Genomic DNA, 18,075 nt, shown 5'->3' on the forward strand with positions numbered 1-18,075 from the left:
AATACCGCCCCGCAAATTCCTTCCTTTTCCACAACTTTAAAGCTGGTACTACATCATGGTAAGCGCAGTAATTTTGGCTCTGGTGGCAATAGCCTTTGTGATGATCGTTATAGAGGATATTATCCACGTAAACAAGGCAAAAACGACACTTTTTTTCGGTACTCTTTGCTGGATCCTTGCTTTTATCTTTCCAATGCACGGTGCTACAAGCAGCGAAATCAGCGAGCAGCTGAATCATAACTTACTAGAAATCGCTACGTTGTGGCTGTTTTTAATGTCAACTATGACTTTTGTTGCATATCTCAATAGCAAAGGCTTTATTTCTCAGGTCGTTCAGCGCTTATTGCCAGCTGAATTATCAGAGCGTCGCCTGATGTTTATTATCGCGGTATTCGCTTTTATCTTCTCGTCTTTTGCCGATAACGTGACTGCCACGCTAGTGGCTATTGCGGTGATTAGCAGTATCAAGCTGGAAGTGAAAAAACGTATTCAGTACGCCACTTTGATTATTTTTGCAGTGAATAGTGGCGGCGTGTCATTGATTACAGGTGATGTGACGACGCTGATGTTCTTTTTAGCGGGTAAAGTCACTATTGCTAACCTGCTGCTGCTGATCTTGCCTTCGCTCTTTGCTGTCGCTGTGCTGGCGATTTTATTATCCCGCAAAATGAAAGGTCGTATCGTGCTGGACAAATCACCTAAGTCGATTGAAAAAGCGGATGTGATTATCGCCGCCATTTTTGCATCCACTATAGGCTCTACACTGCTGTTTAATATTCTGTTTCAGATCCCACCTGTACTGACTTTCCTGTTTGGTTTAGGTGTGATGTTTCTGGCCGCTCAGTATCTGCTGCGTAAGAAAACCGGCGTCAATATTTTAAGTTATATCCGCGAAGTCGAGTTTGATACCTTACTGTTTTTCTTAGGTGTTTTATTGTTGGTTGGCATTATGAAAGAAATCGGTGTGCTGACCAATATCACCCATCTGTATCAGTATTTAGAGCCTGTACAAGCCAACTACCTGATGGGCTTAATGTCAGCTCTGATTGATAACGTGCCTTTAACTGCGGCTTTATTAAAAGCAGATTTAACCATGACGACTGCTGAATGGCTGACATTGACGTACGCGACTGGGGTAGGTGGTTCTATTTTGATCATAGGTTCAGCCGCCGGTATTATTGCCATGAGTAAAGTAAAAGAGCTGACCTTTGGCACTTACTTTAAAATGGCGGGTTACCTGCTTGGCTGTTACAGCCTGGGTTATGTTGGCGTCTATTTTGTTGGGCAGACCTTCTTATCCTGAGCAACAACACAGCCTTAAGCTGTTGCCGTTTTTTGTAATTGAATTAAAGAAAACGGCAAAGACGGCTAAACGGCTATTGCCTTTTGTAAGAAAGTCACTTAAGCTCAGCGCCGTCAATCATACGTGATTATGAGATACCTGACGTAATTGGAACTGTGACGCAGCAATGTAGGGGCGGGGTTTATCCCCGCCCGTCTCGCTAACAAAGCTGCAGCTTCAAGAACGTCGGGTATAGACCAGAAGAGGAGCGTTAACCAGGTAGAACATCTCAGGCTGCTACAAGCCGCAGGATGTTTGAGGGGGATTAACGCCGAGGATCAGATGCTGTAGCGGCAGATGATTCGGTTGTTAAGGCTGAATCCTTACGACTGTCACCTGTTTTTTGTGGTGGAGAGCTTCTGGCCTTTGTGTGTCTGTGATCAGTTGTTTGCAGCATCGAGCCTGCATCACAACTTTATTTACTGCCTGCAAATGCCATGCTCTGCCTTATGACTTTTTGAATAAGGAGAGACTCGAATGTCTAATCAACTTATCGTCGCCAAATTTGGCGGAACTTCAGTGGCCGATTTTCCGGCTATGTCCCGTTGTGCTGATATTGTGTTAGCCGATCCGAATATCCGTCTGGTGGCTGTCAGTGCCAGTTCAGGTGTGACTAACTTATTGGTCGATATCACCAAACAAACCGAAGTTCAGGCCCGTTACACCTCCTATGAGGGCATAGAGCGTATTACGCTGGCTGTACTGAATGCTTTGCAGCAACCTGAAGCTGTGGCTGCACAAATCAACACCCTGCTGGATGATTTACGTAATCTGATTGAAACCGGTGGCGCTGTGTATTCTGGTGCGCACAAAGATCTGATCCAGTCTTTTGGTGAGCGTTTAAGTTCGGTGTTATTTACTCAGGTGTTAGTGGAACGCGGCGCAGCAGCAGAGTGTTTTGATGTGCGCCGTGTGCTTCGTACCGATAGTCGTTTTGGTAAAGGTGAGCCGCAAATTCACCTGATTGCTGAATTAGCGCAAAGCCATTTGCAGCCTTTGCTGTCAGAACAGATAGTAGTGACCCAAGGTTTTATTGGTGCTGATGAAGCAGGGCAAACTACGACTCTAGGCCGTGGCGGCTCTGATTACAGTGCAGCCTTGTTAGGTGAAGCTTTAAACGCGCACATTGTACAAATCTGGACTGATGTGGTGGGTATTTTCACCACAGATCCACGCCTGACCTCAGATGCCCGTTGTATCAATGAAATCAGTTTTGATGAAGCGGCTGAAATGGCCACTTTTGGCGCCAAAGTATTGCATCCTGCGACCTTAATTCCGGCGATGCGTCGCAATATCAAAGTTTTTGTCGGCTCCAGCCGCGAACCAGAAGCCGGTGGTACCTGGATTGCAAAATCGGTTGAACATAAACCAGCCTATCGCGCTATAGCTTTGCGTAAATCCCAGACGCTGATCACAGTAAAAAGCCCGGAAATGCTGCATGCGGCAGGCTTTTTAGCCCGGGTTTTTGATATTTTAAGCCGTCACCAGATCTCAGTCGATTTAGTGACGACGTCGGAAATTTCGGTGGCTTTAACGCTGGACGAGTCTTCAGGGAGTGCTTTTAATTCTGCGATTGAACCTGCACTGGATGAGCTCAAAGCATTCTGTGAAGTAACGGTAGAGCAGGGCTTAAGTCTGGTGGCTGTGATAGGCAATCATCTGCATAGCACCAAAGGCGTAACGGGTGAGCTGTTTAGTGCATTGGAGCAAATTAATATGCGGCTGATTTGTCATGGTGCTTCGCGCCATAACCTGTGCTTTTTAGTACAGGATGCGTCAGCTGCTTCAGTAGTAAAAGAGTTACATCAGAAGTTATTTAACTAAAAATCAGAATGGGGTCAAATCACATTGTTAACAATGATTTGACCCCAATTTAAATTAAACAAACAGCTGCTTCATATCCTGATAAATCACAGTAAATTCAGGAGAGCGGTAGAAATCTACACCTGTAATTAAACCGCGATCCGCAAAAGGTTTTAATGCCAGACGAGGTTCTGTTTTATCTTTGCAATGGCCTTTTTGAATAGTGGCTATTCGGATAAAGTCGAGATAATTCACTTTATCAGTATGTGGCAATTTGGTGTTCCATTGTTCAGCTACTTCTACCAGCTCGTCCGGGAATTCCCATTTACGTAAAATGCTGCCACCTATACCGCCAGCTAAATCTGTGATGCAGCCTGCGATAAAGTCTTTGTCACCAAACTGATCCATATGTTTTTCGGCTTCAGTCAAAATAGGCAAAGCGCCGATGTTATGAATTAAACCAGCTAAAGTCATAGTGTCAAAATTCACCGGGCTGACTTTTAAGTTGCTGTTGTAAAGCTGCATAGCTGCAAGCGCTACGGCCGCTACTTCTAAGGTGTCTTGCCATACTTTGCTCATCATGCCTTTAATTAAACTTGAATGAGAAACAAACAATTGCTCTACCGCCATAGCAGTCACTATGTTTTTGATATAACGTAAACCAATACGTGTCACTGCCTGATGCAGGGAATTGACATGAACAGAGCGGCCTAAAAAGGCGCTGTTAGCGATTTTCATCATACGTGCTGACATGGCAGGGTCGTGCGAGATAATGTCTGCCATCTGGTTTAAATTCACATTTGGATCTTCCGCCATTTTACGAATTCGTAAGGCAATTTCAGGAAGACTTGGCAGCACCAAGGTATCATTCTGGATTTTTTCAACCAGCAAGCTTAATAACGCGTTTTCGTTTGACATAAACTGCAACCCTGTGACAAAAAAGGAGAACTAACTGTGTGGTGTCTTTTATTTTGTTGTAGACGAACAGCTTTATTAGTAGCGAATTTTATTGGCTTTGCCCAGTAGTAAAGCAAAAGAATTTTTCATTTCGTCCATATTCCGGGAATTATTCAGCGTCTTTACCCTGAATTTGAAACAACTTGTCACGGATTTGCCAAAATCGACCGTCCTTGCGCGCTATGATAGCCTCTGGCGGTTGAAATCTATGGGCTTGTTGCAGCACTTTACTGACCGTGGTTTCCGTAAAAGGTCTGTGTCTGTCTACCAGGTGAGGTGGTACAAACAAAGTTAAAAACTTTTGTTTTTGCGCTTTGGTCTGCAAGCTCCAGTATTCGGAAATTTCGGCGCCTTCAGCGGAAAAGTAACTCACTTTGAGTGAGGTTTTACCTTCTTTACTCTGATGGCTTTGCAGCTGCATTCGTGTGACATATAGTACCAATGCGTCTTTTAAGCTTAAGGCTTCTTTGAGTTTCTTATCCGGGTCGACCAGCACCAGGCCGCAGTCACCGCAGTTGCGGGCTGCAATATCATTTTCAGCGCCACAGTCCGGGCAAAACTTGGCTTTAAAGCGATAACCGCAGGCTTGAGGTTTGGCGTTTTCATCCTCCTTGTAGCCCTGACAGCGACGGCCATAGTGTTCCACTACTAAGCCTCTATCCTCTGTTTTTCCCCAGAAATTATTAAAAAAGCCACAGAGTGGGCAAGGCACTGTCACCAGCTCTGTGCCGGGGGCTGGCCGCAGCTCACCGATATCGGGCTGCTCCAGATTAAAGCGGTTCCCGGCATAATCCAAAACCAGACAGTCAGTTTTTCCTGGGCTTAATCGAAGCCCCCGACCAACAATTTGCTGATACAAAGTGACAGATTCAGTAGGGCGTAAAATAGCGATTAAGTCGATATGGGGCGCATCAAAACCAGTCGTTAATACAGCCACATTGACCAGGTACTTCAGTTGTTTTTGTTTAAAGCTATGGATCAGCGCATCCCGCTCTTTTTGTGGGGTGTCGCCTAATATCAGCGCAGTTTCTGCGCCAGGCAAATAACCTAAAATCTCGCGGGCATGGGCTGTGGTCGCGGCAAAAATCATCACGCCAGTGCGGTTTTTCGCATGTTGTATCACTTGCTGAATGATTTGTGGGGTAGCGCGCTGCTGCTGATGAATACGTAAATCCAGATCAGCTTCTTTAAAATAGCCACTTGCTGTCGGTTTTAAACCGGCGAAGTCGTAACTTAATATAGGCGCATCCATCAGTACGGCTGGAGTTAAATAACCTTCGCCTAATAAAAAACGGATAGGTAAATCAAAAATGCAGTATTTAAAAAAGCGGGGGTCTTCGGTACGAATAAGGCCCCGGCTATGGTACTGGTAAATCCAGCCGGAACCTAACCTGTATGGAGTCGCCGTTAACCCCAGCACTTTCAAATCCGGATTTTGTGTTTGTAACGCGCGAATCACTTTTAAGTAACTGCTGTCCTCGTCATCACCCACTCGGTGGCATTCGTCTATCACCAATAAGCTGTACTGTTCAGTAAATTCAGCCAGGTTGCGCGCTACTGACTGCACTGAGGCAAACACTACTTTGGCTGCAGTTTCTTTGCGGCCGAGGCTGGCAGAAAAAATGGCGGCTTCTAAACCATAACTTTGGTATTTGGCATGGTTTTGTTCCACCAGTTCTTTGACATGAGCCAATACCAACACCCGACCACGTGCCAGGCGGGCCAATTCAGCTATCACCAAACTTTTGCCTGCGCCCGTAGGCAATACCAGCACTGCAGCATCAGTTTTTTGGCGAAAATGCACTAAGACAGCTTTAACAGCCTGTTGTTGATAGTCTCTAAGTTGCAGCATTACAGAGATTTACGCAGAAAGAAGGGGCCAGTTACAGCCCCTTGGTGACTTAAGCTGATGATTACTGAATACCGTGGTTGGAAAAAACAGTAGCACGGTCAGCTAAAAAGGTAATTTTGATATTTTTTTCATCATCACCCCAGCGGCAGCTCTTTGTGCCGATCGCTTCGTCACAATGAGTCGCGGCTCCTAATATACCGGACACTTCGTCGTAGGTCATACCAGCTTTGACTTGATTGTAATTGTCTTGAGTCAGTTTGCTACAAGCTCCCAGCAGGCTGAGTGCAGCTAACAAAACCATGATTTTTTTCATAACAGATTCCTTGTGTTATTTAATTGTCTAAAGTGTTGCCGTCCCTGTTGATTCGGGCGGAGTAAAACGTTTCACCTGAATAATCACACCTAAACGTGGATGATCCAAATAATGAATTTGGCCTAAAGTTAAGCGCGCACTTTGTTTAATGGCAATTTGGGCTGGCTGAGCGGCGTCGTCACTCTGGCGCAAATAAAAAGTACCATCAAACTGGATAAAGCGACCCAAACGTAGTTGAACTAAAGAATCAAATTGCCACGGGCTGTACCATAATTGCAAGCCACTTTGACCTTGTTGCACAGCCGCTAACTGTTGCTGTACTTGCTGCATCAAATCAATGTTTTGTTCAGTTTGGGTCTCTGTTTCATTCTGGTATATACCTGCATACCAACGACTGCGGCTGTTGCGGCCTGACACTAAAGGCTGGCGCCATGCTGTATGCAACAGAAGCTGTTTACCCGCTTCGCGTTGTAATTGATAGGCCAGGTTTTTCAGTTGTAACCCATCTGAGCCTACCAGATAGGCCCCCTCTTTAGCCTGACCATCACCGGTAAAGGTGGCTGGAATTTGCGCAGGTGCAGGTAACTGTAAGGCTAGCTCTTCTGTTGTTAATGGCCTGCTGATTAACTGGCCATCTGCATCCCACTGTTCCATCTGACAATTCTGAACGTTCAGTTGATACAAAGATGCAGCTACAGCTGCGGTGTCTGATTGCACATCAAGAGCGTCAGGCTCAGCAGTTACGGCTTGCTTATTTTGCTGATGTTCACTTAATAGTTGCTGAATTTGTTGCTGTACAGTCGCAGAAACTGCGGGAGAGGCTGTGCTTGACGTGACAGAATTAGCAGTACAAGCAGGTATGGCTTTAATTAAATCAGCCAATGCGGGTTGCACCAGTGGACGCATTAAGTCCATAGCATTGCTGGTTTTAAGCTCTTGAGTTGGTGCGTCAAACTGCTCTTTTAAACTTTTATCCGCACTTCGACTAAAAGCGATCAGTTCAATTTCATACCAGCTATTGGCAAAGGCTGTGCTTGTGGTGAATAAAGCCACTAACGTCAGTCCCAGCGATGTTAAACGCAGAGGTTTCATGATGCTCCTGTCTGATGTTTAGCAAAGTCATCCAGCATAAAGCTGACAAAGGCGAATCTGCTATTGGTATCAGGTAATTCTTTGATAAATTTCAGTTTATTGCCACCTTCGAGCTTAAAGACTTTCGACTGAGTCTGAATAAGCTGAATAATGTAAGATGGGTTTACTGAGGTCCGTTCGGCGAATTCTAGCACACCACCTTTGCTGTTGGCTTCCAGTCGTTTAATTCCAAGCTGTTGCGCCTGCATTTTTAACTCTGTAATTTTGACCAGATTTTTCGCAGCATCCGGTAATAAGCCAAAACGGTCGATCAATTCCACTTGCACATCATCCAGTTCCTGTTCATCGCGACAGGAGGCTAGGCGTTTGTAAAAAGATAATCGTAAACTAACATCCGGTATATACGAATCTGGCAGCAGGGCAGGCAGTTTCATATCCAGCTCAGTTTGTTGGGTTAGAAGTGCATCCAGGCTCGGCTCTTTACCCGCTTTTAACGCTTCTACCGCTTGCTCCAGCATTTCCATATACAAACTAAAGCCAACAGATTCAATTTGGCCACTTTGCTCATCACCTAAAAGCTCACCGGCTCCACGAATTTCCATATCCTGACTGGCGAGTGCAAAACCAGCACCTAAATCTTCTAAGGCGGAAATGGCTTCGAGGCGTTTTTCAGCATCTTTGGTTAAGCGTTTTGGTGGCGGCGTCAGTAAATAAGCATAAGCCTGATGGTGCGAGCGACCGACCCGGCCTCTAAGCTGGTGCAACTGCGCCAGACCAAAGTTATCTGCTCTGTTGATAATAATGGTATTGGCGGTGGGCACGTCTATGCCCGTTTCGATAATGGTCGAACACAGCAACAGGTTAAAACGCTGATGGTAAAAATCAGCCATGATTTGCTCCAGCTCGCGCTCCCGCATCTGGCCATGGGCTATACCAATTAAAGCTTCCGGCAGCAATAAGGCTAAGTCAGCTGCAGCTTTTTCTATGGTCGCCACGTCATTGTGTAGGAAATACACCTGACCACCACGGGATATTTCCCTAAGCACAGCTTCACGTATTAAGCCTTCTTCATGCTCACGTACAAAAGTTTTTACGGCCAGACGTTTGGCTGGTGGCGTGGCGATAATGGATAAATCGCGCATACCAGACATCGACATATTTAAAGTACGCGGAATAGGGGTAGCCGTTAAGGTCAGGATATCGATGTTGGCCCGCAAGGCTTTGATTTTATCTTTTTGCCTCACGCCAAAACGGTGTTCTTCATCAACAATCAGCAGGCCCAAGTCTTTGAACTTGATATCGTCCTGTAATAATTTGTGAGTCCCGATCAGGATATCGACTTTGCCTTGTTCGGTCTCTTCCAAAATGGCTTTTTGTTCTTTGGCGCTGATAAAACGCGACAACACTGCGACTTTAACCGGCCAGTTGGCGAAACGATCACGGAAGTTTTCAAAATGTTGTTGTGCCAATAGCGTGGTGGGCACTAACACCGCTACTTGTTTATTGTCATTGACTGCAACAAAAGCTGCGCGCATCGCGACTTCTGTTTTACCAAAACCTACATCACCACAGACTAATCTGTCCATGGCGCGCTCGGCCTGCATATCGGCCAGCACTGCGGCTATCGCATCGAGCTGATCCACTGTCTCCTGATAAGGGAAACCATCGGCAAAGATGTCGTATTGCTCAGCGTCCAGTTTGAAGCCATAGCCGGTCTGAGCTGCGCGCTGGGCATACACATCCAACAATTCTGCGGCCACATCCCGCACTTTTTCTGCGGCTTTACGCCGGGCTTTTTCCCAGCTGTCGTTGCCAAGCTTGTGCAGCGGTGCGTTGTCTTGATCCGAACCTGTATAACGGCTGATTAAATGCAAAGACGACACAGGCACGTACAACTTACTGCCACCTGCGTACTCAATGGTGACGAACTCTGCACTAATGCCTGCAGCATCCAACACCTGCAAACCCTGATAACGACCTATACCATGTTGTAAATGCACCACAGGTTGACCCACAGACAACTCGGCCAGATTACGGATGATAGTGTCGCCAGAGATTTGTTGACTGTGTTTGCGTTTGCGTCTTTGGGTAACTTTTTGACCAAATAATTCGTTTTCACTGACTAAAGCTAAAGGCTCTTCACCTGTTTTGATCTTGGCTGCTTTCGCAGGTAAAGAGCTGGCTTGCAGCAAGCAGCCTTGCGCTAACGAGCCAATGACTATGCCCAAATCAACCTGATCAGTTAAAAACTCTTCGACACAAGCAAATTGCTGCAATCGAATTTGATTGCGTTGCATCAGCTGCAACAAGCTTTCGCGCCGGCCCTCAGATTCTACGAAAAACAGCACTCGCCCTTGCTGTTTCTTGATATCAATAATAAATTGCTGCAGCTTTTCCAGTGGATTTTTCAGCTGGTGATTGACCGTCAGCTCAGGCAAATCAGCCACAGCAGCGTTGGATTGTCCAGCGCGTTCCGGCAGTTCAGCCCGACTTAAACGCAAGCGCGGCCACTGCTTTAGCTCTGCAAAAAATTCATCAACCGCTAAATACAATTCCTGCGGTTTTAAAATAGGCTTGAGTAAATCTATCGCTCTGTCCTGATAACGACGTTGTAAGTCGTGCCAGAAACGCGCTGCCGCAGCTTCCAAATCACCCACAGCCAGCATCACGGTTTGTTTGGGTAACATCGAAAATAACGGTACTGTTTGTTCTGCAAACAACGGCAGGTAATATTCAATACCAGCAGGCATCAGGCCTTGGCTGACTTGCATATAGAGTGATTCTTTTTCGCTACGCGCCGGAAAGCGTTCACGATAACGAATACGGAAACGTTCTATCGCTGCTTTATCCTGCGGGAACTCGTGGGCAGGCAGCAGTTCAATTTCATGAACTTGCTGCACAGTGCGCTGATTATCCGGATCAAAGAGGCGAATACCGTCAATTTCATCGTCTAAAAAGTCAATCCGATACGGCAGGGTGCTGCCCATTGGATACAGATCGAGCAAGGATCCTCGCACCGAAAACTCGCCATGTTCCATCACCTGATCCACAGCACGATAACCCACAGCGGCCAATTGCTGACGCAGTGCTGTTAAATCCAGCTGCTGGCCTTTTTTCAGTACCAGACTGTATTGCTGTAAATAGCTGGCATCAGTTAAACGCAGTAAGGCCGTATTCAGCGGCACTATCACTATGCCATGCTGTAAACGTGGCAAGCTGTACAGGGTTTTTATGCGCTGAGAAATAATATCCTGATGGGGTGAAAATACATCATAAGGCAAGGTTTCCCAGTCAGGGAAAGTCCAAACCTCAGCAGCATGTTCATGGAAAAAAACCATCAACTCCTGCTCCAAACGCAGTGCAGTGGTGGTGTCCGGCACTATGACGACATAAAGACCTTTCTGACGCTGATACAGCTGATAAATAGCCCAGGGCAAGGCAGCGCCGGATAGACGGCCCCATTGTTTTACATCGTTGCTGGAGGTAGGGGCTGGTAATGCTTCAATACGGATCATCAGGGAAATTCTTTACTCGTTATAAAAAGACCGCATGTTAGTACGGCCTGTTGGTTTATTTAGTTTCAACATTGCTCAATCTACACCCAAAGTAATTGGAGTTGCACAGAGGCGACAAGAGTGCGAGACCCTAGGAGCATAGTTTACCTATGTGACCAGGGCGAGAGCACGCAGTCAACAAAGCTGCAGCTTCACGTACGATGGGTATTTTACTGCTGTTGAGTCTGCTGCGCTTGCTGCTGACGCAATTCAGCTTTGCGTTTCAGTTGTCTGGATTGTTCATGCAAGCTGGCTCTGACCACCATGTCTCTGTCTTCATCGCGTATGCGGCGAAATAAAATTTTCACCAGATACTGCGGTGGCTGTCCAGGTTCTGCTTCTTGCTGTTCAGTCACTTGAATGACCTGACCCAAGCAATACAAAGCACCGTCGTTGTTATCTAAAAACAGTTTTACTTCGTAAATTTGGTCTTGTTTTATCACCTCATTCGTCCACACCTGAACACCAGAACCGCCATAACTGAAGGTATGAAAACGTTGTTTGGGGTCGTCTTGCGAGCGCAACACATAATGAGTCAGTGCATCCAGTTTACGGGCTTGTTGCTGTAAATACAGTGCTAAGTCGCTGGATAAATCTTTTATTGCATTCAAAGTGCGAATCGAGGAGTTGTTTAACTGGCTTAGTTCACTGGTCATTTTAAACGCATCAGGGATAAGGCGTAAAAAGCCATCCTGATCCGGCAGCGGCCCGGAAAATGGCACTAAATTGACAGTCGTCTGATGTTCAATCTGAAAGTAATCCGCAAATTCGTCTGCTAATTCTGCGGCTAGGGTTGTATTGCCAGGCTGTTGCATAAGGATACCTCGGGTAGCAAGCTTGTAACCTTAACGGATAATCACTATTATCGCAGCAATTTCTTCATCAACCCAAGTGGAAGTCTGTGAAAAGCCTGCAATTCCCCCTGAGTGTCCGTATCGGTTTGCGTTATAGCCAAAGCCGGAAAGGTCATGGCTTTTTATCCTTTATTACGCTGTTTTCTGTCACAGGTATTTTTTTAGGGGTAATGGCACTGACTATTGTCAGCTCGGTCATGAACGGTTTTGAAGCTGAACTAAAAAAACGCATCCTTGGTGTGATCCCGCATTTAATAGTACAAAGCGAAGCCACTCAGCAGGTGGATATAGCAGCTTTACAGCAACAATATCGACAAATTCTGCAGGCTACGCCTTATTTGCAGCTTGAAGCCTTAGCACAAAGCCCGGGTCAACTGACGGCTGTTTTATTGCAAGGTATTGAACCTACCCAAATCCCCGCCTTTTTACAGCAGTCTTTGGTCGCCGGTGCTTGGTCTGATTTAACAAAACAGCCTTATTCAGTGATCCTGGGGGCAGGTCTTGCCGATGAGCTAAAGGTTGGACCTGGTCAGCAAATCCGTTTATTACTGGCCGAAGGTGGCAGTTTTACGCCTATGGGCTGGTTGCCACGCCAGCGACTCTTTACGGTAGCAGGCTTAATTAATACCGGCTCTGAAGTGGATAATGGCGTGGCTTTGGTGCATTTACCTGATTTAAAACGTCTTGGCAGCAAAGCCAAAGATGCACCGCTGTGGCGTTTAAGTTTAACAGAGCCCTTTGCCGCACCTGCTTTAGCCAACGAAATATCGAACTTTCCTGCCGTCGCTAAAGTGACAGACTGGCGCGACAGTCATGGCAAATTATTCTCTGCAGTGGCAATGGAAAAAGCCATGATGTGGCTGATGTTATTGCTGATAGTGGCCGTAGCTGCTTTTAATATTGTCTCAGCGCTGGTGATGATGGTGACGGAAAAACAGCGGGAAGTAGCCATTTTAAAAACTCAGGGCATGACAGATACTCAGCTTTTTACTGTCTTTGCCGTGCAAGGTATGAATAACGGCCTGCTCGGTACATTAACTGGTGCTTTGGCAGGTATTGTTATTGCGTGGCAACTGAACGGTATTTTGTCACTGTTGGGCATTAGTGTGGTCGCTGGCGTAGCTTTGCCGGTGGATATTCAGCCCGTGCAAATTTTCTTTATCGTAGTCTGTGCTTTAGTACTGACGGCATTGGCCGTGGTCTATCCAGCCTGGCGTGCGGTGCAAGTGCAACCGGCAGAGGTTCTTCGCGATGAATAGTTTCCTCGTCGTACTTGAAGCTGCAGCTTTGTTGACGGCGCGCTTTCGCCCCGGTCACATAGGTGAACTATGCTCCCGGAGGCTCAATCACTTGTCGCCGCGCTGCAACTCCAATTACTTAGAGGACACCTCGTCATTGGGTTCAGCAGCTTTGTTGCCTGCGCGCTTTCGCTCAAACACCGGTTTATCTACAAGACGGGCGGGTACAAGACCCGCCCCTACAGTGTCGTCGCGCTGTACTTTCAATTTTTTGGATAGGATCTAATGACCAGTATTTTAACGGCCCGTCAAATCAGCAAAAGTTACACAGATGGTGCTAATGTCACGCCTGTGTTGCATCAGGTCAGTCTTGAAGTAAAAGCCGGCGATATGCTGGCTATCGTCGGTAGCTCTGGCTCTGGCAAAAGCACCTTGTTGCATATACTGGGTACTTTGGACCAGCCAGACAGCGGTGAAATGGTGCTTTTGGGGCAATCTGTCGCTAAGTTATCGGCCAATGCCAAAGCTAAACTGCGTAATGAAAAACTGGGTTTTATTTATCAGTTTCACCATCTGTTGATGGATTTTACTGCGCTGGAAAATGTGGCTATGCCATTACTTATTCGTGGTGAATCCAATGAAAAGGCAGAGCAAAAAGCGACAGCTATGTTAACTCGTGTCGGTCTTGCGCATCGTATCAAACACAGACCTGCTGAACTCAGTGGTGGTGAACGTCAGCGTGTGGCTATAGCCAGGGCATTAGTTGGGGAACCTGCGCTGGTGCTGGCGGATGAGCCTACGGGTAATCTGGATCATCAAACCGCTGAGAGTATTTATAAGCTACTGCGTGAATTAAACCGGGAGCTGAAAACCAGTTTTATTGTGGTGACTCATGATTTGGCGCTGGCGAAGAAACTGGATCAACAGTATTGGATGCGGGATGGTCATTTAGGTAAAACGATGGATGGCTTACCTCATGGCTAGTTTGTCCTGGCAACTGGCACAGCGTTATCGCAAAAGCCGTAACAGCAACGCTTTTATTCGTTTTATCGCGGCATCTTCCACTATAGGCATAGGTCTGGGAGTTGCTATTCTTATTCTGGCCTTGTCAGTGATGAATGGCTTTGAGCTGGCATTAAAAGACAAGCTGTTGTCTGTGATCCCTCATGTTGAGTTGCAGGCGGTGTCTGACCCCATTGCCAACTGGCAGAAGAAAATCAGGCCCTTGCAACAGCATCCCGGCGTGGTGGCTGGTGCTCCTTACATCAAGACCAATACCATGATCCGTAGCGGCGCTAAGGTCAAAGCGGCCAATTTACGCGGTATTGATTTGCAGTTGGAGCAAGGCATCAGCGCGTTAGGCTCTTTTGTGGTGGCTGGGGATTTAAGCCACATCAGCGAATATCAGATTGTTTTGGGCAAAGGCATAGCGGACGAAGTGCAAGCGAAAGTAGGGGATGAAGTACAACTGATGCTGCCGCAAGTGACAGCAGACGGTAAGCTCGCCAGCCATAAGCATGTCAGCTTAACACTAGTCGCTATCGTCAGTATTGGCGGTCAGCTGGATTATCAGCAAGCCTGGGTTGATATTCATGCTTTAGGACAGTGGCTGAATTACCCACCAGGTGCAGTGCAGGGCTTTGCTTTTAAAATTGCTGATATTTTTAAAGCGCCCACTTTGTCACGTGAGCTTGGCAATATGGCCACTGATTATGTCTACATGCTGGATTGGTTCCGTACTCAGGGCCATTTGTACAATGATATTCAGATGGTACGCAGTATTTTGTATCTGGTGTTAGTGCTGGTATTGGCTGTGGCCTGTTTTAATATTGTTGCCACTTTAGTGATGGCGGTACGGGAAAAACAAGGTGATATCGCTATTTTACTGACCATGGGTATGCCGAGGCGTCGCATTGTTAAGGCGTTTATGTGGCTTGGCTGGCTAAACGGTTTAACCGGGACTTTGGTCGGTGGTGCCGTGGGGCTAGTATTGGCCTGGCAAATAGAGCCGCTGTTTCGTTTAATCACCAGCTTAACCGGCTTTAGCTTGCTCGATTCCAGCATCTACTTTGTCGATTATGTACCTTCTCATATTGAGCCGGTGCAAGTGGTGATGACCATAGGCATAGCCTTGGTTATGAGCTTGCTGGCCACTATTTATCCTGCGCTTAGCGCCAGTAAAGTACAGCCTGCTTTTGTCTTAGGACAACGCTAGCTGATAAACAACGTCAGAGTCAGTCGGATTCAATCTGACTCTGACGTTGTTGAATACGATCCTTCCAGGCTTTTTTCGCCGACAAGCACCAAAAGTAATCCACCAGTACATAACCTAAGGCGGACAAGGTAGAGCCCACAATAAGGCTGCCGAGCAAGAAGGGTTTACCTATGGTATCCAGACTATCGAGCAACCAGCTTAAACTTACCTGAGCTTCTACATGATGACCAGGATGACCTAAAATCAGCGCTCCTAACTGATAGCAGACAAAAAATATCGGCCCCATGGTCAATGGATTGGTCAGCCAGACCAAAGCGGCTGACAAGGGTAAGTTGACTCTGAACAAAATGGCCAAAGCAGCGGCTAGTACCATCTGAAATGGCATAGGGATCAGTGCAACAAACAAACCTACTGCAAAAGCACCACGGGCTGAGCGGCGGTTAAAATGCCACAAATTGTTGTCATGCAACAAAGTGCCAAAGATCTTTAGCGAAGGGTGTTGCTTGATTTTTTCTGTATCTGGTAGATATTTCTTAATTAGATTCTTTGCCATTACAACTCATTAATGAATAATTAACGTGAACCGTTTTTTCATTGGCGTGATCAGCGGATGCCTATTGTCATTATTTTTACCAATAGTGCCAGAGCTTTTGTGGCTTATTTTCCTGCTGTGCTTGATCCTGATCTGCATTTACTATCGTTTGTTGTTTTTCACTGGTCTTTGTTGCGCTTTAAGCCTTTGGTTGTGGCAGGTACAGCAGCATCAATCGCATACTGAACTGTTACTTCACTTGTCCGAACCATGGCTCAAAGGTCAAGTTGTCAGTATCAGACAACAGGATCAGGACTTCAGCAGATTTTTATGGCAAATCAATGAAGGGCCACAGCAAGGTTACTTAGTAAGAATGCGCTGGCAGCATGCACCAGAGCTGTTGGGGCAGGGGCAAGACTGGTGGCTGAAGGTACGCTGCAAAGCCGTAAGGGCGCCAGCCAATCCTGGTTCAGTGCATATTGAAGCCAATGCTTATGTGCTGGGTATTATTGGTAATTGTGTGGTGAAAGATGGACTGTTACTTAATGCAGACTGGGATCATCGTCAGCAGTTGTATCAGCGCTTGCAGCAAAAAATTGGCGACCTGCCATCTTTTTCACTGATCACAGCTTTTACTCTAGGTGAACGGCCTTTTAGTGACGAGTTGTGGTTGGGGTTACAAGCCACAGCCTTAGGTCATTTAATTTCGATATCCGGTTTTCATATTGGTCTGCTGTTTGGCTGGGTCTATGGCTTGATGTTGTGCTTCGCCAAAATGCATATCCAGCTGCTGTGGTGCAGAAAAGCAGCACCTTTTGTCGCTCTCTTCGCTGCATGGTATTACAGCTTATTGGCAGGTTTTGCCATCCCTACGTTACGAGCTTTACTCGCTTTGGCTTTGACTGTGTATTTGCTGCAGCAGCACAGGCGCTTAAGTTATAGCCAAAGCTGGCTTTTGGTCTGCGGGCTTTTGTTGTTAATTAATCCTTTATGGGTGATGAGCATTAGTTTTTGGCTGACGCTTTATGCGGTGGCTTTAATTTTTTTATTTGTCTGGAGTTATCCGCTGACCGATCGTAGCGACTGGGGCGTCATCAAGCATGCTTTAAAATTTCAGGCGGTAATGACGCTGTTAATGAGTGCGCCTACTTTATTATTTTTTCATGGTATAGCGCCTCTGGCGTTGCTGTCGAATCTGATTTTTGTGCCCTGGTGCTCGCTTTTGGTGATCCCTTATCTGCTGATTGCTTTACTACTGGAGCTGATTTTGCCTGCAGAAGTACTCTGGCACTGGCAACTGGCGGATCTGTTGTTATCTCCTTTACAGCAGTGGCTGATGGCAGGAGCTTCTATGGATTATTGGTGGTTACTACCGGCGCAAACGGTATTTTCTGCCCTTTGTATCGCCTTGTTATTGCTCGCGTTATTTTTTCTGCCCGCTGCTGCACCAAACTACAGAATGGCGCTGCTGTTATTGCCTTTTATTTTTTTGTTGTGGCCCAAAGCAGCGCACTGGCAATTGCATGTTATTGATGTCGGGCAGGGCACGGCCGTGCTGTTGCAAAAAGGCGATAGAGGCTTGTTGTACGATGTTGGGCCTGTGTATGGCAGTTTTAATGCCACCGAAGCTTATGTGTTGCCTTATTTGCATTATCAGGGGGTACGGCAACTGGATTATTTAGTGTTAAGCCATGCCGATACTGATCACACAGGCGCTTTTGCTGAAGTGTTAAAGTCTTATCCCGGAGTACAATTGATTGCTGACTTTGACACAGGCTTCCCGCAGCGTCCTTGTTTATCTTTGCCTGCTTATTATCTGGATGCAAAGCTGTGGTCTTTTCGAAGTCAATTCCAGACAGAGGAAGGTAATAACAGCTCTTGTGTGCTGGCAATAATAACAGCCGGATGGCAAACCTTGTTGACTGGCGACATAGCACATAGCGTCGAAGCTGAGTTATTAATTGCTCAGCCCAACTTAAAGGCCGATTTGTTGTTGCTGGGGCATCATGGCAGTAAAAGCTCCAGTCAGTTGAATTTCTTAAGCAGCATACAACCACTATTGGCGCTGAACAGTGCCGCTGCCAATAATGCCTACGGTCACCCCAGTGCAGAGGTGTTGGGGCGACTGGCATTGCTGCAAATTCCACTACTCAATACTGCAGATCAAGGCGCTGTGCGGATTGAAATGACTGAGCAACAGCTCCATATCTGGCCCTATCGGCAGCAGCCTTTGCCATTTTGGCTGCAAAAGCAGTGAACAATTGCTGAAAGCGCCTGCACAACAAGGTAGAATGGCGACGGTTTTCTTATTCTTTGGGGTTAA

13 protein-coding genes and 1 riboswitch are annotated in these 18,075 nt (G+C 46.5%); of the genes, 6 read left to right on the forward strand and 7 right to left on the reverse strand.

The annotated features are described in order from the left end of the window. Positions 1-55: 55 nt before the first annotated feature. Together nhaD and lysC are read left to right on the forward strand one after the other, a co-directional pair. The gene (gene nhaD, locus WH43_RS12385; protein ID WP_053424908.1) at positions 56-1,303 is read left to right on the forward strand and encodes a sodium:proton antiporter NhaD; all 1,248 of its coding nucleotides are present in this window, start codon (positions 56-58) and stop codon (positions 1,301-1,303) included. Between the two features lie 232 nt (positions 1,304-1,535). Then, positions 1,536-1,709: riboswitch (Lysine riboswitch) on the forward strand. A 110-nt stretch (positions 1,710-1,819) separates the two neighbouring features. Further along, positions 1,820-3,166 carry a lysine-sensitive aspartokinase 3 gene (gene lysC / locus WH43_RS12390; protein WP_053424909.1) on the forward strand — a complete coding sequence of 449 codons (1,347 nt, stop codon included), beginning with the start codon at positions 1,820-1,822 and terminating at the stop codon, positions 3,164-3,166. 54 nt (positions 3,167-3,220) lie between these two features. Here the strand turns inward: lysC and WH43_RS12395 are convergent, their stop codons facing one another. From WH43_RS12395 to WH43_RS12420, 6 genes are all read right to left on the reverse strand, one after another. After that, positions 3,221-4,063, reverse strand: coding sequence for an HDOD domain-containing protein (locus WH43_RS12395; RefSeq protein WP_053424910.1), 843 nt, complete (start codon positions 4,061-4,063; stop codon positions 3,221-3,223). A 148-nt stretch (positions 4,064-4,211) separates the two neighbouring features. Continuing rightward, positions 4,212-5,954 carry a DNA repair helicase RadD gene (gene radD, locus WH43_RS12400; RefSeq protein WP_053424911.1) on the reverse strand — a complete coding sequence of 581 codons (1,743 nt, stop codon included), beginning with the start codon at positions 5,952-5,954 and terminating at the stop codon, positions 4,212-4,214. A 61-nt stretch (positions 5,955-6,015) separates the two neighbouring features. After that, positions 6,016-6,267: a hypothetical protein gene (locus tag WH43_RS12405; RefSeq protein WP_053424912.1), complete on the reverse strand. Its 252-nt coding sequence runs from the start codon at positions 6,265-6,267 to the stop codon at positions 6,016-6,018. Positions 6,268-6,294: 27 nt separating this feature from the next. Then, positions 6,295-7,359, reverse strand: a complete 1,065-nt coding sequence (locus tag WH43_RS12410; RefSeq protein WP_053424913.1) for a CsiV family protein — start codon at positions 7,357-7,359, stop codon at positions 6,295-6,297. Then, the gene (gene mfd / locus WH43_RS12415; RefSeq protein ID WP_053424914.1) at positions 7,356-10,874 is read right to left on the reverse strand and encodes a transcription-repair coupling factor; all 3,519 of its coding nucleotides are present in this window, start codon (positions 10,872-10,874) and stop codon (positions 7,356-7,358) included. The genes WH43_RS12410 and mfd overlap by 4 nt, the downstream gene beginning before the upstream one ends. Before the next feature lie 209 nt (positions 10,875-11,083). Further along, on the reverse strand, positions 11,084-11,728 hold the full coding sequence (locus tag WH43_RS12420) for a hypothetical protein (RefSeq protein WP_053424915.1): 645 nt from the start codon (positions 11,726-11,728) through the stop codon (positions 11,084-11,086). A gap of 86 nt (positions 11,729-11,814) precedes the next feature. On the opposite strand from WH43_RS12420, the gene WH43_RS12425 reads away from it, so the two are divergent. The 3 genes from WH43_RS12425 (at position 11,815) to WH43_RS12435 (ending at position 15,220) form a co-directional block, all read left to right on the forward strand. After that, complete coding sequence (locus tag WH43_RS12425; RefSeq protein ID WP_053424916.1) at positions 11,815-13,026, forward strand: lipoprotein-releasing ABC transporter permease subunit; 1,212 nt, start codon at positions 11,815-11,817, stop codon at positions 13,024-13,026. 264 nt (positions 13,027-13,290) lie between these two features. Then, the gene (gene lolD / locus WH43_RS12430; RefSeq protein ID WP_053424917.1) at positions 13,291-13,989 is read left to right on the forward strand and encodes a lipoprotein-releasing ABC transporter ATP-binding protein LolD; all 699 of its coding nucleotides are present in this window, start codon (positions 13,291-13,293) and stop codon (positions 13,987-13,989) included. Then, positions 13,982-15,220 (forward strand): lipoprotein-releasing ABC transporter permease subunit, encoded by a 1,239-nt coding sequence (locus tag WH43_RS12435; RefSeq protein ID WP_053424918.1) that lies wholly within the window; start codon positions 13,982-13,984, stop codon positions 15,218-15,220. The genes lolD and WH43_RS12435 overlap by 8 nt, the downstream gene beginning before the upstream one ends. A 19-nt stretch (positions 15,221-15,239) precedes the next feature. Here WH43_RS12435 and WH43_RS12440 read toward each other — a convergent pair whose 3' ends face one another. Next, positions 15,240-15,773: a DUF2062 domain-containing protein gene (locus WH43_RS12440; RefSeq protein ID WP_053424919.1), complete on the reverse strand. Its 534-nt coding sequence runs from the start codon at positions 15,771-15,773 to the stop codon at positions 15,240-15,242. 64 nt (positions 15,774-15,837) lie between these two features. Here WH43_RS12440 and WH43_RS12445 point away from each other — a divergent pair, with 64 nt between their 5' ends. Beyond that, a complete protein-coding gene (locus WH43_RS12445) occupies positions 15,838-18,009 on the forward strand; it encodes a DNA internalization-related competence protein ComEC/Rec2 (protein WP_286049716.1) in 2,172 nt (723 codons plus the stop codon). The last annotated feature ends 66 nt before the right edge of the window (positions 18,010-18,075 follow it).

The organism is Rheinheimera sp. KL1 (genome assembly GCF_001275035.1).
Lineage (GTDB): Bacteria > Pseudomonadota > Gammaproteobacteria > Enterobacterales > Alteromonadaceae > Pararheinheimera > Pararheinheimera tangshanensis.